Source organism: Bradyrhizobium zhanjiangense (genome assembly GCF_004114935.1).
Lineage (GTDB): Bacteria > Pseudomonadota > Alphaproteobacteria > Rhizobiales > Xanthobacteraceae > Bradyrhizobium > Bradyrhizobium zhanjiangense.
Genome location: NZ_CP022221.1, coordinates 345,063 through 360,744 on the forward strand (window position 1 = coordinate 345,063; position 15,682 = coordinate 360,744).

Consider the following 15,682-nt stretch of genomic DNA (forward strand, 5'->3'; position numbering starts at 1 on the left):
AAGGCCGGAGCATGGAAATGAACAGCAGCGAACACAAGCCTCATCACGACGCCGCAGATGGACATTCGGGGTGCGGTTGTTCCGCCAAGGCCGAGCCCGCAGCGCCCGAGCCGGCGTCCTCCTGCTGCGGCGGACACGGCGATCACGCTGGCCACGTCCATCATCACGCCCATGACCATGGCGATGCCGCGACCAAGGTTCTCGATCCCGTCTGCGGCATGACGGTCGATCCCGCGACGTCGAAGCACCACCTCACACATCACGGCGAGACCTTCCATTTCTGCTCGGCCGGCTGCCGCACCAAATTCGCCGCCGACCCCGCCAAGTACCTCGCGAAGGACGGGGCGCCCGAGCCCGAGATGCCCGCGGGCACGATCTACACCTGCCCAATGCACCCCGAGATCCGCCAGGTCGGCCCCGGCACCTGCCCGATCTGCGGCATGGCGCTGGAGCCGGAAGTCGCGAGCCTCGAGACCGGGCCCAATCCGGAGCTTGCCGACATGACGCGGCGGTTCTGGATCGGCGGCGCGCTGGCGCTGCCGGCCGTGGTGCTGGAGATGGGCGGCCACCTCGCGGGCCCGCACAACTGGATCGACCAGACATTGTCGAACTGGATCCAGCTCGTCATCGCCACGCCCGTGGTGCTGTGGGCCGGCTGGCCGTTCTTCGTCCGCGGTTGGCAGTCGCTGCTGACGCGCAACCTCAACATGTTCACGCTGATCGCGATGGGCACCGGCGTCGCCTATGTCTACAGCATCATCGGCACCGTCGCGCCGCAGATATTCCCTGACACCTTCCGTGGCCATGAGGGGGCGGTCGCCGTCTATTTCGAGGCGGCTGCCGTGATCACCGTGCTGGTTCTGCTCGGTCAGGTGCTGGAGCTGCGCGCCCGCGATGCGACCTCGGGCGCGATCAAGGCGCTGCTCCAACTCGCGCCGAAGACCGCGCGCCGCGTCGATGCCGATGGCAGCGAGCATGAAGTCGAGATCGATACGCTGCATGCCGGCGACCGCCTGCGCGTTCGTCCCGGCGAGAAGGTGCCGGTCGACGGCGCGATCCTCGAGGGCCGCTCCTCGCTCGATGAATCGCTGGTCACGGGCGAATCGATGCCGGTCACCAAGGAGAGCGGAGCCAAGGTGATCGCCGGCACGCTCAACCAGTCCGGCAGCTTCATCATGCGCGCCGACAAGGTCGGACGCGAGACGCTGCTGTCGCAGATCGTGCAGATGGTCGCCGACGCGCAGCGCTCGCGCGCGCCGATCCAGCGGCTGGCCGATCAGGTCGCCGGCTGGTTCGTGCCGATGGTGATTGTCGTCGCCATCGCCGCCTTTGCGGCCTGGTCGTGGTTTGGACCGGAGCCGCGGCTCGCTTTCGGCCTCGTCGCTGCGGTCAGCGTGCTGATCATCGCCTGCCCCTGTGCGCTCGGACTTGCGACCCCGATGTCGATCATGGTCGGCGTCGGTCGCGGCGCGCAAGCGGGCGTGCTGATCAAGAACGCCGAGGCGCTGGAGCGGATGGAGAAGATCAACACGCTGGTGGTCGACAAGACCGGCACGCTGACCGAGGGCAAGCCCAAGGTGGTGGCGATCGTGCCGGCTGCCGGCTTTGCCGAGGATGACGTCCTTCGCCTCGCCGCCAGCGTCGAGCGTGCCAGCGAGCACCCCCTGGCCGACGCGATCGTGCGCGCGGCAAAGGAGAAGCAGCTCACGCTTAGCCAAGTCGAGCATTTTGACTCGCCGACCGGCAAGGGCTCGACCGGCAAGGTCGACGGCAAGACCATCGCGCTCGGCAATGCCAGATATCTGACGTCGATCGGCATCGACACCAAGGCGCTCGATGCCGAAGCCGAGCGGCTGCGCGGCGACGGCGCGACCGTGATCAACATGGCCGTCGACGGCCGGCTTGCCGGCCTGTTCGCGATCGCCGATCCGGTCAAGGCCTCGACCCCGGAGGCGCTGAAGGCCCTCGCCGCCGAAGGCATCAAGGTCATCATGCTGACCGGCGACAACCGCACGACGGCGCAAGCGGTGGCGCGCCGACTCGGCATCGCCGATGTCGAAGCCGAGGTGTTGCCGGACCAGAAGAGCGCGGTGGTGACCAAGCTGCAAAAGGCCGGCCGCAGCGTCGCAATGGCCGGCGACGGCGTCAACGACGCGCCGGCGCTGGCGGCGGCCGAAGTCGGCATCGCCATGGGCACTGGCACCGATGTGGCGATGGAGAGCGCCGGCGTGACCCTGCTCAAGGGCGATCTCGTCGGCATCGTGCGGGCGCGAAAGCTCTCGCAGGCGACGATGAGCAACATCCGCCAAAACCTGTTCTTCGCCTTCATCTACAACGCCGCCGGCATCCCGATCGCGGCCGGTATCCTCTATCCGGCCTTCGGCGTGCTGCTGTCGCCGATCATCGCCGCGGCGGCGATGGCGCTGTCCTCGGTGAGCGTGGTCGGCAACGCCCTGCGGCTGCGTGCGACGCGACTGTGATGGTGTACTCCCTCTCCCCGTTCTTACCGGGAGAGGGTTGGGGTGAGGGGCATCTCCACACAGGCGGTAACAGCCGCATTCGCGGAAGCTCCCCCTCACCCGTAATTCAAGCTACGCTTGAATTACGACCTCTCCCCGCAGGCGGGGCGAGGTAAGAAGGGGCCGCGCGAGGGAGCATCTGATGCAGCGAATTACGATCACGATCGAGGATGATCTGCTGGCGGAGATCGACGCGGCGGCGGAAGCACGCGGCTACCAGAACCGCAGCGAGATCATCCGCGATCTCGCGCGCGCCGGCCTGCAACAGAGCACCGAGGACACCGCGCAGACCGGCCCCTGCGTCGCCGGCCTCGTCTATGTCTACGACCATAGCGCCCGCGATCTCTCAAAACGCCTGGTGCAGGAATTCCACGGCCATCACGACCTCGCGCTGGCGACCCTGCACGTCCATCTCGACGACAACAATTGCATGGAGATGACGGCGCTGCGCGGCGCGGCCTCCGAGGTCAAGCATTTCGCCGACCACATCATCGCCGAACGCGGTGTGCGCTACGGCCGCGTGGTGATGATTCCGACCGGCGAGGGCAAGCACGTGAAGGCGCGGAAGCACGGTCACGGTCATCGGCATGAGTAGGCTACTCTAGGAGAGCGTAGCGGCTCTTACCCTCCCCTGGAGGGGGAGGGTCGATCGCGCGCAGCGCGAGCGGGGTGGGGTGACAGTCTCTCCGCACGAACAATGCCCGAGTGGAGAGATCACCCCACCCCGTCACGCAATCTCGCTTCGCTCGATCACGTGCCGACCCTCCCCCTCCAGGGGAGGGTAAGCAAGAATTCGCGCCGCGTCGCAGCCGACGGCGGCGGAGCCGCCCGCCCTTGCCGAAGCTGCCTTGCATGTCTACCTCTCGCGGGTGGTTTCGGGAGAGGGTGCCCCATGCTGGATGCCGCCGTGAAGGCGTTGTCGCAAATGATCTCGCCGCCGATGCGCTCGATCTTGTGGCGATCGATCGGGCTGGCGCTGGTGCTGATCACCGTGCTCGCGATCGGCCTGCAACGGCTCCTCAGCTGGTTTGCGACCTCTGGCGAGGTCTGGCTGGAGGGCCTGCTCGGGCCGGGCTGGCACTCGTCGCTCGAGGTCCTCTCGTGGATCGTCTCGATTGCCGCCGGCCTCGGCGTCGTGTTCGGAGGCATCTTCCTGATGCCCGCCATCACCTCGCTGGTGGCGAGCCTGTTCGTCGACGACGTCGCCGACATCGTCGAGCGTGAGCATTATCCCGCCGAGCGGCCCGGTGTCGCGCTGCCGTTCAGCCAGGCAATCCTCGAGGGCGTCAAGACCGCATTGCTGACGATCCTGGTCTATCTCGCCGCGCTGCCGCTGGTGCTATTCGCTGGCGCCGGCTTCCTGATCTTCTTCATCGCCGCCGCCTGGCTGCTCGGCCGGGAATATTTCGAGCTCGCGGCCATGCGCTTCCGCCCGCCTGCGGAAGCCAAGGCGATGCGGCGCGACAATGCCGCGACCATCTTCACCGCCGGCCTGTTCATCGCCGCCTTCGTCTCGATTCCGATCGTGAATCTGGCGACGCCGATCTTCGGCATGGCCTTCATGGTCCATATGCACAAGCGCCTGTCCGGCTCGCGACCCGAGCTGATCGAGCCAGCGCGACAGATGCGGTGACGCGCCCGACGCGGCACTATCTCACACCGTCTTCTCCGGCCACCGGCAGAGATCGTTGATCAGGCAGACCTCGCAGCGCGGCTTGCGCGCGAGGCAGGTGTAGCGGCCGTGCAGGATCAGCCAGTGATGGGCGTGCCGCATGAACTCGGCCGGGATCACCTTTTCGAGACCGAGCTCGACCTCGAGCGGTGTCTTGCCCGGCGCAAGCCCGGTGCGGTTGCCGACGCGGAAGACATGCGTGTCGACCGCCATCGTGTGCTCGCCAAAGGCCATGTTGAGCACGACGTTCGCAGTCTTGCGTCCGGCGCCGGGCAGCGACTCGATCCCGGCGCGCGTGCGCGGCACCTCGCCGCCGAACTCGCTGAGCACTTTTGCCGATAGCGCAATGACGTTCTTCGCCTTGGTGCGATAGAGGCCGATGCTCTTGATGTACTCGCGCAGGCGCTCCTCGCCGAGATCGAGCATCTTCTGCGGGGTGTCGGCCACTTCGAACAACGCGCGCGTCGCCTTGTTGACGCCGGCGTCGGTCGCCTGCGCCGACAGCACCACGGCGACCAGCAGCGTGAACGGATTGATGTGCTCAAGCTCGCCCTTCGGCTCCGGATTGGCCTTGCGGAAACGGCTGAAGGCCTCGTGAATTTCGGCGGGCGTCCAGGGTTTTGCGGCTTTGCGCGACTTTTTCGCGGGCGGTTTCGGCTTTGCCGCGGCCGGTTTTGCCTTCTTCTTCGGCACGGCCGCTTTGCGCGGAGCCGGCTTGCGGGTGATTTTCGCCATGATCGGGATATACTGAGGGACGATGAGCACAGGCAACGAAATTGAGCGCAAGGGCTCCGAAGATCAGCGCGAAGTGCAGATCTTCTCCGCGCTGCTGACGCCACACCGCTCGCTGAACCGCACCGGCTTCCTCGCCGTGATGCTGTTCCTGAGCGTTGTCAGCTTCGTCACGGGCCTTGCCTTCCTGATGATGGGGGCCTGGCCGGTATTGGGCTTCTTCGGGCTCGACGTTCTCGTGATCTGGTGGGCCTTCAAAGCCAATTTCCGCGCCGCACGGGCCAGCGAGGAGATCGTGGTCACCCCTTCCGAATTGCGGGTGCGCCGCATCAGTGATCGCGGCCAGGTCGTCGACTGGACGTTCAATCCGCTCTGGGTCCGGCTCGACATGGAGATCGACGAGGAGTTTGGCATCGAGCATCTCTATCTGATTTCGCGCGGCCACCAGATCCAGATCGCCCGCTTCCTGGGTCCTGACGAAAAGGCGAGCTTTTACAAAGGCTTGGTTGAGGCGCTGAACGCCGCCAAGCGCGGCCCGACCTACAATCCGATCACCTGATTCCAGATCAGAAATCGGGTGGTTTCATACCCTTCCCGCTCCTACATTCCGGTCATGATGACACTCGCCATACATGATCAGCGCCTGGCCAAGCCGGGCCCCCAGAACGCCGCGCTGCGCGACTATGATTCCGTGCGCCGGGCGATCGCGTTCATCTCGGAAAACTGGCGCGCGCAGCCGACCATCGAGGCGATGGCCGATGCGGCCGGCGTCACGCCCGATGAGCTGCACCATCTGTTCCGCCGCTGGGCCTCGATCACGCCGAAGGCTTTCATGCAGGCGCTCACCCTCGACCACGCCAAGGGGCTGCTCAGGGATTCCGCAAGCATCCTCGATGCGGCACTCGACTCCGGCCTGTCGGGCCCGGGCCGCTTGCACGATCTCTTCGTCACCCACGAAGCGATGTCGCCGGGCGAATGGAAGAACGGCGGCGCCGGATTGACGCTGCGCTACGGCTTCCATCCCTCGCCGTTCGGCACCGCGATCGTGATCGCGACCGACCGCGGCCTGTCGGGCCTCGCCTTCGCCGATCACGGTGAGGAGAAGATCGCGCTCGCCGACATGACGCGGCGCTGGCCGAACGCCACTTATGTGGAAGATCACGACGGCACCGCGCCGCTCGCAGCGCGCATCTTCGACCCCAAGCTGTGGCGGCCGGATCAGCCGCTGCGCGTGGTCCTGATCGGCACCGATTTCGAGGTGCGGGTGTGGGAGACGCTGCTGAAGATCCCGATGGGCCGCGCGGTGTCCTACTCCGACATCGCCTGCAACATCAACAGCCCGAAGGCCTCACGCGCCGTCGGCGCTGCGGTCGGCAAGAATCCGGTCTCGTTCGTCGTCCCCTGCCATCGCGCCCTCGGCAAGAGCGGCACGCTCACCGGCTATCACTGGGGCATCACCCGCAAGCAGGCGATGCTGGGCTGGGAGGCCGGGCGGGTGGGGATGCAGTAGGCAATACGCGAACTGCCTTCACATGGTCGTCCTGGCGAAAGCCAGGACCCATTACCCCAGGAAGGCGTGGTGGCGTGAAGTGCTCACCACCAATCTTTGCAACAACGACGGCCGGTGGTTATGGGTCCTGGCTTTCGCCAGGACGACACCGAGTATGAGGCGCGGCCTCACCGCACCTCACGCAAAATCTGGCTCAACCCGCCAGATCCAGCTTCGACGCCACCGTCGAATCCGCATTGAGGCGATAGATGATCGGCACACCCGTCGCCAGCTCGCGCTTCAAGATGCCCTCCGGCGAGAGCTTCTCCAGCACCATGATCAAGGCGCGCAAGGAGTTGCCGTGGGCGGCGACCAGCGTGCGCTTGCCGTTGAGGACGGCGGGCAGGATCTCCTGCACGTAGTAGGGCAGCGCCCGCGCCAGCGTGTCCTTCAGGCTCTCGCCGCCGGGCGGTGGCACGTCGTAGGAGCGGCGCCAGATCAGCACCTGGTCCTCGCCCCACTTCTTGCGGGCGTCGTCCTTGTTGAGGCCGGAGAGATCGCCATAGTCGCGCTCGTTCAGCGCGAGGTTCTTCGCGGTCGGCAGGCCTTCTTGCCCGAGCTCGCCGAGGATGAGGTCCAGTGTGTGCTGCGCGCGCGTCAAGACCGAGGTGTAGGCGACGTCGAACACGAGACCCTGTGCCTTCAGCTTGCGGCCGGCTTCCTTGGCTTCGCTCACGCCGAGCTCGGTGAGGTCAGGATCCTTCCACCCCGTGAACAGGTTCTTCAGATTCCATTCGCTCTGGCCATGCCGCACGAGCACGAGAAGACGTTCGCTCATCAACTGCTTTCCATCTAGTTTATTGTTCTGAGCATGACCTTGTCGGAAAACCGCTTCGCACTTTTCCGGATCATGCTCTGGTTCAGATGTCGGACAGGCCGAGCACGTCGGCCATGGAGTAATGCCCCGGCGCTTTGCCGTGCGCCCACAGCGCCGCCTTGAGCGCGCCATGGGCGAACAGCATGCGGTCCTCGGCGTGATGCGACAGGGTCAGGCGTTCGAACTGGCCGAGGAAGCTGACACTGTGATCGCCGGCCACGGTGCCGCCGCGCAAGGAGGCAAAGCCGATGTCGCCGGGCCGGCGTGCGCCGGTGATGCCGTCGCGGCCGCGCGCGGAGTGTTCGTCGAGCGGGATGCCGCGCCCGCTAGCTGCCGCCTGGCCCAGCATCAGCGCGGTGCCCGAGGGCGCGTCGACCTTCATGCGATGATGGGTCTCGACGATCTCGATATCAAAACTCTGGTCCAGCGCCTTGGCGACGCGCTTGACCACGGCGGCAAGCAGGTTGACGCCCAGACTCATATTGCCGGATTGCACCACGACGGCGCGGTTGGTCACGCTCTTGATCACGGCGTTATCGGAGGCCGACAGCCCGGTGGTGCCGATGACATGGACAAGGCCGCGCTGGGCGGCGATCGCGACATTGGCGATGGTCGCCGCCGGCACGGTGAAATCGAGGATGCCATCGGCATCCTTGGACATCGCCCAGAGATCGGCGGAGAGCATGATGCCGTTGGCCGGCAGGCCTGCGAGCACGCCGGCATCCTTGCCGAGCAAGTCCGAGCCCGGCGCCTCCAGCGCGCCGGCCAGCACCGCACCTTTGCTCTCGGCAATCGCCCGCGTCAGCGCGCGGCCCATCCGGCCACCGGCCCCAGCAACAATCAAGCGCATGTCGGACATGGTGTGATCCTCTCTAGGGCCGTTGTAGCGGGGGGAGGCAGTTCCGGCAACCGAGGGGGATCAGAGGCGTGCTTCCACCCTCCCCTGGAGGGGCAGGGTCGGGCGCGCGATCGAGCAAAGCGAGATTGCGTGACGGGGTGGGGTGACGGTCTCTCCGCAACCAGCCGTGCCCGAGCGGAGAGATCACCCCACCCCGCTCGCGCGGCGCGCGATCGACCCTCCCCCTCCAGGGGAGGGTAAGAAAGATCGTGCCTCAGCCGTCCGACGGCTGCGGGCCGTCATAGCCCTCGATGATGATGAGCTCGGCGATGGAGTGCGGCTGGCGCACCTTGATATTGGCTTGGTATTCCGGCGAGTTGTAGCAGGCGAGCGCGGTCTCGTAGTCCGGGAATTCGATCACGACGTTGCGGTTGCGGCTGGCGCCTTCGACGGTGGTGAACTTGCCGGCGCGAACGACGAAGCGACCACCCCATTTCTTGAAGATCGGACCGTTGGCGAGTGCATAGGGCTTGTAGCCCTCGTCATTGCTCACATCGACGCGCCCGATCCAGTAGCCTTTTGCCATTGTTCTTCTCTCCCTGGTTGTTGCTCAGCCGAGCGCTTGCGCGATCTCCGCTTGGATGGCGTCGGCCGCCGCCCTGGGGTCGGCGGCTTCGAGGATCGGACGTCCGACGACGAGATAATCGGCACCTGCGGCGATCGCACGACCCGGCGTCATGATCCGCTTCTGGTCGCCACTCGGCGCGCCCGCGGGGCGGATGCCTGGCGTGACGAGGCTCATCTGGTGACCGACGATCTTTCGCAGGGCGCCCACTTCCTCGGGCGAGGACACGAGGCCATCGACACCGAGCACCTGTGCCTGTTGGGCGCGGGCCTCGACCAGCTCTGAGACGCCGAGCCGATATCCGGCCGCGTGCAGATCGTCGTCGTCGTAGGAGGTCAGCACGGTGACCGCGAGAATCTTCAAGCCCGAGCCGCCACGTCCCTCGACGGCCGCCTTCATGGTCTGCGGATAAGCGTGGACGGTGAGGAAAGTCGCCCCCAGCTTGGCGACACTCTCGACACCGCGCATCACGGTGTTGCCGATGTCGTGCATCTTGAGATCGGCAAACACCTTCTTGCCCGTGTCGGCAAGCTTGCCGATCAGCGGCAGGCCACCGGCATAGGCGAGTTGGTAGCCGATCTTGTAGAAGGTGACGCTGTCGCCAAGCTTTGCGACCATCGCCTCGGCAGCCTCCGGGCTCGACAGGTCGAGCGGAACGATCAGGCGGTCCTTGGGGGCGATCTCGGCTGGCGTCATGTCACCTCACATCATGCGTTGGGAAATGTCGATCAACTGCCGCACCAGCGCCTTCAACGCGGCGATATCGCCCTCGTTCTTCAGCCTGTCCATATCGTCATAGGCCTGATCGGCAAAGGCAAGCGTGAGCTGGCTGGCAATCACATGGGCGTGGCAGGAGGTCAGGATCAGCCGCAACGCCTGCAGCGCACGGGCCGCGCCCAGCCGGCTCTGCGACGCGCCGGCGAGCGCGAAGACGCGGTTGCGGAACACGTCGCCGCGCGCCTCGTGCAGATCGTGCACGCGGCTGACCCAGTCGATCGCGTTCTTCAGCAGCGGCGGCACCGAAGCATTGTATTCGGGCGTGACGATCAGCACGCCGTGATGCGCGCCGATCATGCGCTTGAGATTGATGGCGTGCTTGGGCACGCCGGATTTGGCCTGGAGATCGCCGTCATAGATCGGCAGCGGAAAGTCAGCGAGCGAGATGCGGGTGACGTCGACGCCGGCCTGGTCGAATTCATAGGCTGCGAGCGCCGCCAGCTTCGCATTATGCGAGCCGGTGCGCAGTGAGCCGGGAATGACCAGGATCTTGGGAGCTGACATCCGGGCGGCGAACTCCGTTCACCTCTCCCGCTTGCGGGGGAGGTCGACGCGCGAAGCGCGGCGGGGGGCTTTCTCGACTGGGGGAATCCCACCGTGGAGACACCCCCAGCCCTTCCCCGCAGGCGGGAGAGGGAGCGCACCGCGTTTGTGGCGACAGGTTAGTCCTTGCGATACACCCAGACGCGGGCCGGAGGAAGGTTCATCCAGATCCGTTCCGAGGCCTCTGTGGACACGCCGGGCAGCGATTTCGGGATCGGCGGCACCACCGCATAGGTGAACTGGATGAACGGCGCACCGGGCGCCAGCGCCGTGAAGGCATCGCGGATGAGGCGCAGCCGCGTCAGCATCGGTTTTGTGACGAGCGGCAGGCCGGAGACGACCGCGGAGGCCGGCGCGCTCAAGACGTTCCAGAGCGTGTCGCGCAGGCGATAGGCATCACCCTGCACTACCTTGGCTTGCGGGTAGCGGTCGCGCAGCAGGGCGCAGAAGCCGGGATTGTATTCGACAAGGACGAGGCGCTTCTGGTCGATGCCGCGCTCGATCAGCGCCGAGGTGATGGCGCCGGTGCCGGGCCCGAGCTCGACCACTGGCGCGTCGGAATCGATATCGACGTAATGGGCCATGGTCCGGGCCAGCAGCTTGCCCGACGGCATCACCGCGCCCATGTGCAGCGGCTTTTCGATCCAAGATCTGAGAAAGCGCACCTCATCATCAAGACGAGGCTTCTTCAACGCACGCGCGGACGATGGCAATGGCATGTCAGGACCGGACGGGACCGCGGGACGCGGCGTGTCAGAAAATGGTCATAAAGACGTATAGGCCGAAGACGGCACGGTCAAGACACGTCAACTCGCCCGGTTGCCGAAGAAATCCTTGACCTTGGCGAAGAATCCTTCGGATTCCGGCTGGGTGTTGCCGGAGGAGAGCTTTTCGAACTCGGCCAGCAATTCCTGCTGCTTCTTGGTGAGGTTCTGCGGGGTCTCGACCACGACCTGGACGTACATGTCGCCCATCTGACGCGAGCGCAGCACCGGCATGCCCTTTGATGCAATGCGGAAACGGCGGCCCGACTGGGTTCCGGCGGGCACCTTCACCTTGGCCTTGCTCTTCTCGATCGTCGGCACCTCGAATTCGCCGCCAAGGGCGGCCGTCACCATCGAGATCGGCACGCGGCAATGCAGATCGGCGCCGTCGCGCTGGAAGAACTGGTGCTGGGCCAGCGACAGGAAAATGTAGAGGTCGCCGGGCGGGCCGCCGCGGACCCCGGCCTCGCCCTCGCCGGCGAGCCTGATCCTCGTGCCGTCCTCGACCCCTTGCGGAATATTGACTGACAACGTGCGCTCGCGGGTGACCCGGCCCTGTCCCGAGCAGGACGGGCAGGCATCCTCGATCGTCTGGCCGCGTCCCTGGCAGCCGGGACAGGTGCGCTCGAGCGTGAAGAAGCCCTGCGACTGCCGCATGCGGCCCGCGCCGCCGCAGGTCGAGCAGGTCTTCGGCTTGGTGCCGGCCTTGGCGCCGATACCCGAGCAGGCCTCGCAGGTGACCGAGACCGGAATCTCGATCTGCGCGGTCTTGCCGCCAAAGGCTTCCTCGAGCGTGATCTCCATGTTGTAGCGCAAATCGGCGCCGCGCTCGCGGCCGCCGCGGCCGCGCTGTCCGGCCATGCCGAACAGGTCTTCGAAAATGTCGGAGAAAGAGGAGGCGAAGCCGGCGCCGAAACCGGCGCCGCCGCCAAAGCCGCCGCCCTGCTCGAACGCGGCGTGGCCATAGCGGTCATAGGCGGCGCGCTTGTCCTTGTCCTTCAGGACCTCATAGGCCTCGTTGATCTCCTTGAACTTGACTTCGCTGGTATGGTCCCCGGGATTGCGATCGGGATGGAATTTCATCGCCAGCTTGCGGAACGACGATTTCAGCTTGGATTCGTCAGCGTCGCGGTCGACTTCGAGGGTCTCGTAGTAGCAGCGCTTGGTGGACGTGGACATGTTGGACTCGGTCTATCCAATCGCGAATCAAGTCGGGGCGAAACGATGCCGCTGCGCGACGACATAGGCAGCCTTGATATAGGCGGCCTTGCGCGTCGCGGCAGAGGGCAGCGTAGCAACATTGAGCATAACGGCTGGGAATTGATTGATCGTAACAGGCGTCTTGCCCGCCCGTCCCGACACGTTGGCCTCCCCCGCGAGGGAGGAGGCCTTTAGCGCGTCTGTGGTCCAAGCCGTCCGCATCGTCACCCTCTTGGGGTTTAAGCGGACTTCTTGTTGTTCTTCTCGTCGTCGACCTCGGTGAATTCCGCGTCGACGACGTCGTCCTTGGCCGCGTCCTTCTTGGCGTCGGCCTCGGCCTGCTGCTTGTACATGGCTTCGCCGAGCTTCATCGAGGCCTGGGCCAGGGTGTTGGTCTTGGCCTTGATCGCCTCGGCATCGTCGCCCTTCAGCGCCTCCTTGAGGTCGCTGACGGCATCCTCGATGGCGCGGCGCTCGGTCTCGGAGACCTTCGAACCGTGCTCGGCGAGGGCCTTCTCGGTGGAATGCACCAGCGCGTCCGCATGGTTCTTGGCATCGACCGCCTCGCGGCGCTTCTTGTCGGCCGCCGCATTGGCCTCGGCGTCCTTGACCATCTTCTCGATGTCGGCTTCCGACAGGCCGCCCGAGGCCTGGATCCGGATCTGCTGCTCCTTGCCGGTCGCCTTGTCCTTGGCCGAGACGTTGACGATGCCGTTGGCGTCGATGTCGAAGGTCACCTCGATCTGCGGCATGCCGCGCGGAGCCGGCGGAATGCCCATCAGATCGAACTGGCCGAGCATCTTGTTGTCGGCCGCCATTTCACGCTCGCCCTGGAAGACGCGGATGGTGACGGCATTCTGATTGTCTTCAGCCGTCGAGAACACCTGGCTCTTCTTGGTCGGGATCGTGGTGTTGCGGTCGATGATGCGGGTGAACACGCCGCCCAGCGTCTCGATGCCCAGCGACAGCGGGGTCACGTCGAGCAGCAGCACGTCCTTGACGTCGCCCTGGAGCACGCCGGCCTGGATCGCGGCACCAATCGCCACGACTTCGTCCGGGTTGACGCCCTTGTGCGGCTCCTTGCCGAACAGCTGCTTCACAACCTCCTGGACCTTCGGCATGCGGGTCATGCCGCCGACCAGCACCACCTCGCCGATTTCACCGGCGGTGACGCCGGCGTCCTTCAGCGCCTTGCGGCAGGGCTCGATGGTTTTCTGCACGAGGTCGTCGACCAGCGCCTCGAACTTGGCGCGGGTGAGCTTCATCGTCAGATGCTTCGGGCCGGTTTGGTCCGCGGTGATGAAGGGCAGGTTGATCTCGGTCTGCGTCGTCGAGGACAGCTCGATCTTGGCCTTTTCAGCGGCTTCCTTCAGGCGCTGCAAGGCGAGCTTGTCGTTGCGCAGATTGATGCCCTGCTCCTTCTGGAACTCGTCGGCGAGATAGCCGACCAGGCGCATGTCGAAATCTTCGCCGCCGAGGAAGGTGTCGCCGTTGGTCGACTTCACCTCGAACACGCCGTCACCGATCTCGAGAATGGAGATATCGAACGTGCCGCCGCCGAGGTCGTAGACCGCGATGGTACCGGCCTTGGTCTTGTCGAGGCCATAGGCAAGCGCGGCCGCGGTCGGCTCGTTGATGATGCGCAGCACTTCGAGGCCCGCGATCTTGCCGGCGTCCTTGGTCGCCTGGCGCTGGGCGTCGTTGAAGTAGGCGGGAACGGTGATGACGGCCTGGTCGACCTTCTGGCCCAGATGAGCTTCCGCGGTCTCCTTCATCTTCTGCAAGATGAACGCCGAGACCTGCGAGGGCGAGTAGGTCTGGCCGTCGGCCTCGACCCAGGCGTCGCCGTTGGAAGCCTTCACGATCTTGTACGGAACGAGCTTCTTGTCCTTCTCGACCATCGGGTCGTCGTAGCGGCGGCCGATGAGGCGCTTCACTGCGAAGAAGGTGCGCTCGGGATTGGTGACGGCCTGGCGCTTGGCCGGCTGGCCGACGAGGCGCTCGCCGTCATCCGTGACGGCGACGATCGAAGGCGTCGTGCGCATGCCCTCGGAATTCTCGATGACTTTGGCGTTCTTGCCATCCATTACGGCGACGCACGAGTTCGTGGTGCCGAGGTCGATCCCAATGACCTTTCCCATGGTCCTGATATCCTTCCTTTTGCGGCAGGTTGGCTGGGCCCAGAAGGCACCCGACCGAAACCCCCTAAGATCAAACATCCGCGATATTGCGATGATTGAGGCTCATATAGGAGGGGGAGAGGGGCCCGCAAGGACCGAACGCAAGTTTCGGCCGCGAAAACATCGGGTTTTGGAAGATCATATCCGGGCTCAACCGCCCTTGCGGGTGAGGAAATATTAACAGGTTCAGGCCTCGGCAAGCCCCCGCTATCGCAGTCCGCCCCACCCTGTTGCGGCAAGGCCAAACCCGCTAAAAGGCGGTCCGGCCGGCAACCGCAGCGCAGCTGCTCCGCGCGACAAAGCGGCCCAATGGCCGACCATCGAACGGCCTCAATGTGAACCAATCAGAGTGCCCATGAAGCTGATCCGCCTCCTCGCCGCGTTCGCCCTCCTCGTCGCCTCGGCGCTTCCGGCCCTTGCTGCCGACGCCGTTTACCCGCCTGGCCTGCGCCTCGGAATGGTGCCGCTGGTCGGCCTCAACACGGCAAAAACCTTTCCGGGCTTCGAGAGCGAGGACGGCAGCGTCAAGGTGCTGATCACCGAGCTGCCGCCTGCGGCCTATGGCGAGGTCGTGAGCGCCTTCAATTCCAATCCGGCCGGTGCGAACGGCGTCAAGCAGGACAAGATCGAGACCCCCGCGGGCCTTGCCTATTTCACCACCGAAAGCGGCAAGGCCGGCGACACTCCGGTGAGGCGCTATTCGATGATCGTGCCGGGCGCCGGCTTCTCCGGCTATGTCGCGGTGCAGATCCCGGAGAATGCGACCAAGATCTACACCGATGAAGCGGTGCGGCAGATGTTTGCGAGCACTGTGACCCGCAAGCAGGTCTCGGCCGAAGAGCAGATCGCGCTGATGCCGTTCAAGATCACCGATCTCGCCGACTTCAAGGACATCCGCACGCTGGCGCCGGGCGCGAGCATCATCCTGGCCGACGGCAACGAGAGCGCAGGCTATGAGTCGAAGCCGTTCATGATCCTCGGCCTGATCGGTGCCACCCCGCAGCAGGCCGACGACCGCGCCCGCTTTGCGCAGGAGGCGGCGCTGCAGATTCCCGGCGTACGCGAGTCGCGCGTCACCATGTCCGAGCCGATCCGCATCAACGGCCAGCAGGGCTTCGAGACCCGGATCGACGGCGTCAGCGGCAAGGACAAGACGCCGGTGACCGTGGTGCAGTGGATCCGCTTCTCGACCGGCGGCGCCTCGCTGCGCATCATCGCCAGCGCCCCGCGCGACCAGTGGCAAGCCGCCTTCACCCGCTTCCGCGCCGTGCGCGACGGCATCCAGCCGAAGGGGTAGTCGCATCCACAAACTGGATGCGCTTCCTCCCCGGCTGGCGGGGGAGGGTTGGGGAGAGGGTGTCTCCGCAAGGGGACACTCTCGACGTGGACAGAGCCCTCACCCGCCGCGCTCTGCGAGCGCAGCGACCTCTCCCGCAAGCGGGAGAGGTTAAGCGAACCCGCCGACC

General features: G+C 65.5%; 16 protein-coding genes. 6 read left to right on the forward strand and 10 right to left on the reverse strand.

Going from position 1 to position 15,682, the window contains the following annotated elements; all coding sequences use genetic code 11:
* The first annotated feature begins 17 nt into the window (after nt 1-17).
* The 3 genes from XH85_RS01660 (at nt 18) to XH85_RS01670 (ending at nt 4,152) form a co-directional block, all read left to right on the forward strand.
* Entirely contained in the window at nt 18-2,480 is a 2,463-nt protein-coding gene (locus XH85_RS01660) for a heavy metal translocating P-type ATPase (protein WP_164940039.1), read from the forward strand.
* A gap of 181 nt (nt 2,481-2,661) precedes the next feature.
* The gene (gene nikR, locus XH85_RS01665; RefSeq protein ID WP_128930466.1) at nt 2,662-3,114 is read left to right on the forward strand and encodes a nickel-responsive transcriptional regulator NikR; all 453 of its coding nucleotides are present in this window, start codon (nt 2,662-2,664) and stop codon (nt 3,112-3,114) included.
* A 297-nt stretch (nt 3,115-3,411) separates the two neighbouring features.
* On the forward strand, nt 3,412-4,152 hold the full coding sequence (locus XH85_RS01670; protein ID WP_128930467.1) for a sulfate transporter family protein: 741 nt from the start codon (nt 3,412-3,414) through the stop codon (nt 4,150-4,152).
* A 21-nt stretch (nt 4,153-4,173) separates the two neighbouring features.
* Here XH85_RS01670 and nth read toward each other — a convergent pair whose 3' ends face one another.
* Complete coding sequence (nth, locus tag XH85_RS01675) at nt 4,174-4,926, reverse strand: endonuclease III (protein ID WP_164934839.1); 753 nt, start codon at nt 4,924-4,926, stop codon at nt 4,174-4,176.
* 22 nt (nt 4,927-4,948) lie between these two features.
* On the opposite strand from nth, the gene XH85_RS01680 reads away from it, so the two are divergent.
* Nucleotides 4,949-5,482 carry a DUF2244 domain-containing protein gene (locus tag XH85_RS01680; protein ID WP_128930469.1) on the forward strand — a complete coding sequence of 178 codons (534 nt, stop codon included), beginning with the start codon at nt 4,949-4,951 and terminating at the stop codon, nt 5,480-5,482.
* Between the two features lie 54 nt (nt 5,483-5,536).
* The gene (locus XH85_RS01685; protein WP_128930470.1) at nt 5,537-6,433 is read left to right on the forward strand and encodes a methylated-DNA--[protein]-cysteine S-methyltransferase; all 897 of its coding nucleotides are present in this window, start codon (nt 5,537-5,539) and stop codon (nt 6,431-6,433) included.
* A gap of 193 nt (nt 6,434-6,626) precedes the next feature.
* Here the strand turns inward: XH85_RS01685 and XH85_RS01690 are convergent, their stop codons facing one another.
* From XH85_RS01690 to dnaK, 9 genes are all read right to left on the reverse strand, one after another.
* Nucleotides 6,627-7,250, reverse strand: a complete 624-nt coding sequence (locus XH85_RS01690; RefSeq protein ID WP_128930471.1) for a 2,3-bisphosphoglycerate-dependent phosphoglycerate mutase — start codon at nt 7,248-7,250, stop codon at nt 6,627-6,629.
* Nucleotides 7,251-7,332: 82 nt separating this feature from the next.
* Nucleotides 7,333-8,148 (reverse strand): 4-hydroxy-tetrahydrodipicolinate reductase, encoded by an 816-nt coding sequence (dapB, locus tag XH85_RS01695; protein ID WP_128930472.1) that lies wholly within the window; start codon nt 8,146-8,148, stop codon nt 7,333-7,335.
* 253 nt (nt 8,149-8,401) lie between these two features.
* A complete protein-coding gene (locus XH85_RS01700; RefSeq protein WP_128930473.1) occupies nt 8,402-8,713 on the reverse strand; it encodes a DUF1330 domain-containing protein in 312 nt (103 codons plus the stop codon).
* Between the two features lie 24 nt (nt 8,714-8,737).
* A complete protein-coding gene (gene pyrF, locus XH85_RS01705) occupies nt 8,738-9,448 on the reverse strand; it encodes an orotidine-5'-phosphate decarboxylase (RefSeq protein WP_128930474.1) in 711 nt (236 codons plus the stop codon).
* Between the two features lie 6 nt (nt 9,449-9,454).
* Nucleotides 9,455-10,033 (reverse strand): NADPH-dependent FMN reductase, encoded by a 579-nt coding sequence (locus tag XH85_RS01710; protein WP_128930475.1) that lies wholly within the window; start codon nt 10,031-10,033, stop codon nt 9,455-9,457.
* Between the two features lie 158 nt (nt 10,034-10,191).
* Entirely contained in the window at nt 10,192-10,791 is a 600-nt protein-coding gene (locus XH85_RS01715; protein WP_091882486.1) for a class I SAM-dependent methyltransferase, read from the reverse strand.
* Nucleotides 10,792-10,878: 87 nt separating this feature from the next.
* On the reverse strand, nt 10,879-12,015 hold the full coding sequence (gene dnaJ / locus XH85_RS01720) for a molecular chaperone DnaJ (protein ID WP_128930476.1): 1,137 nt from the start codon (nt 12,013-12,015) through the stop codon (nt 10,879-10,881).
* Between the two features lie 27 nt (nt 12,016-12,042).
* Complete coding sequence (locus XH85_RS01725; RefSeq protein WP_245473353.1) at nt 12,043-12,198, reverse strand: hypothetical protein; 156 nt, start codon at nt 12,196-12,198, stop codon at nt 12,043-12,045.
* A gap of 77 nt (nt 12,199-12,275) precedes the next feature.
* Nucleotides 12,276-14,177 (reverse strand): molecular chaperone DnaK, encoded by a 1,902-nt coding sequence (gene dnaK / locus XH85_RS01730; protein WP_122400223.1) that lies wholly within the window; start codon nt 14,175-14,177, stop codon nt 12,276-12,278.
* A gap of 394 nt (nt 14,178-14,571) precedes the next feature.
* Between dnaK and XH85_RS01735 the strand changes: the two genes are divergently transcribed.
* Complete coding sequence (locus tag XH85_RS01735; RefSeq protein ID WP_164939315.1) at nt 14,572-15,513, forward strand: hypothetical protein; 942 nt, start codon at nt 14,572-14,574, stop codon at nt 15,511-15,513.
* Nucleotides 15,514-15,682: the final 169 nt, after the last annotated feature.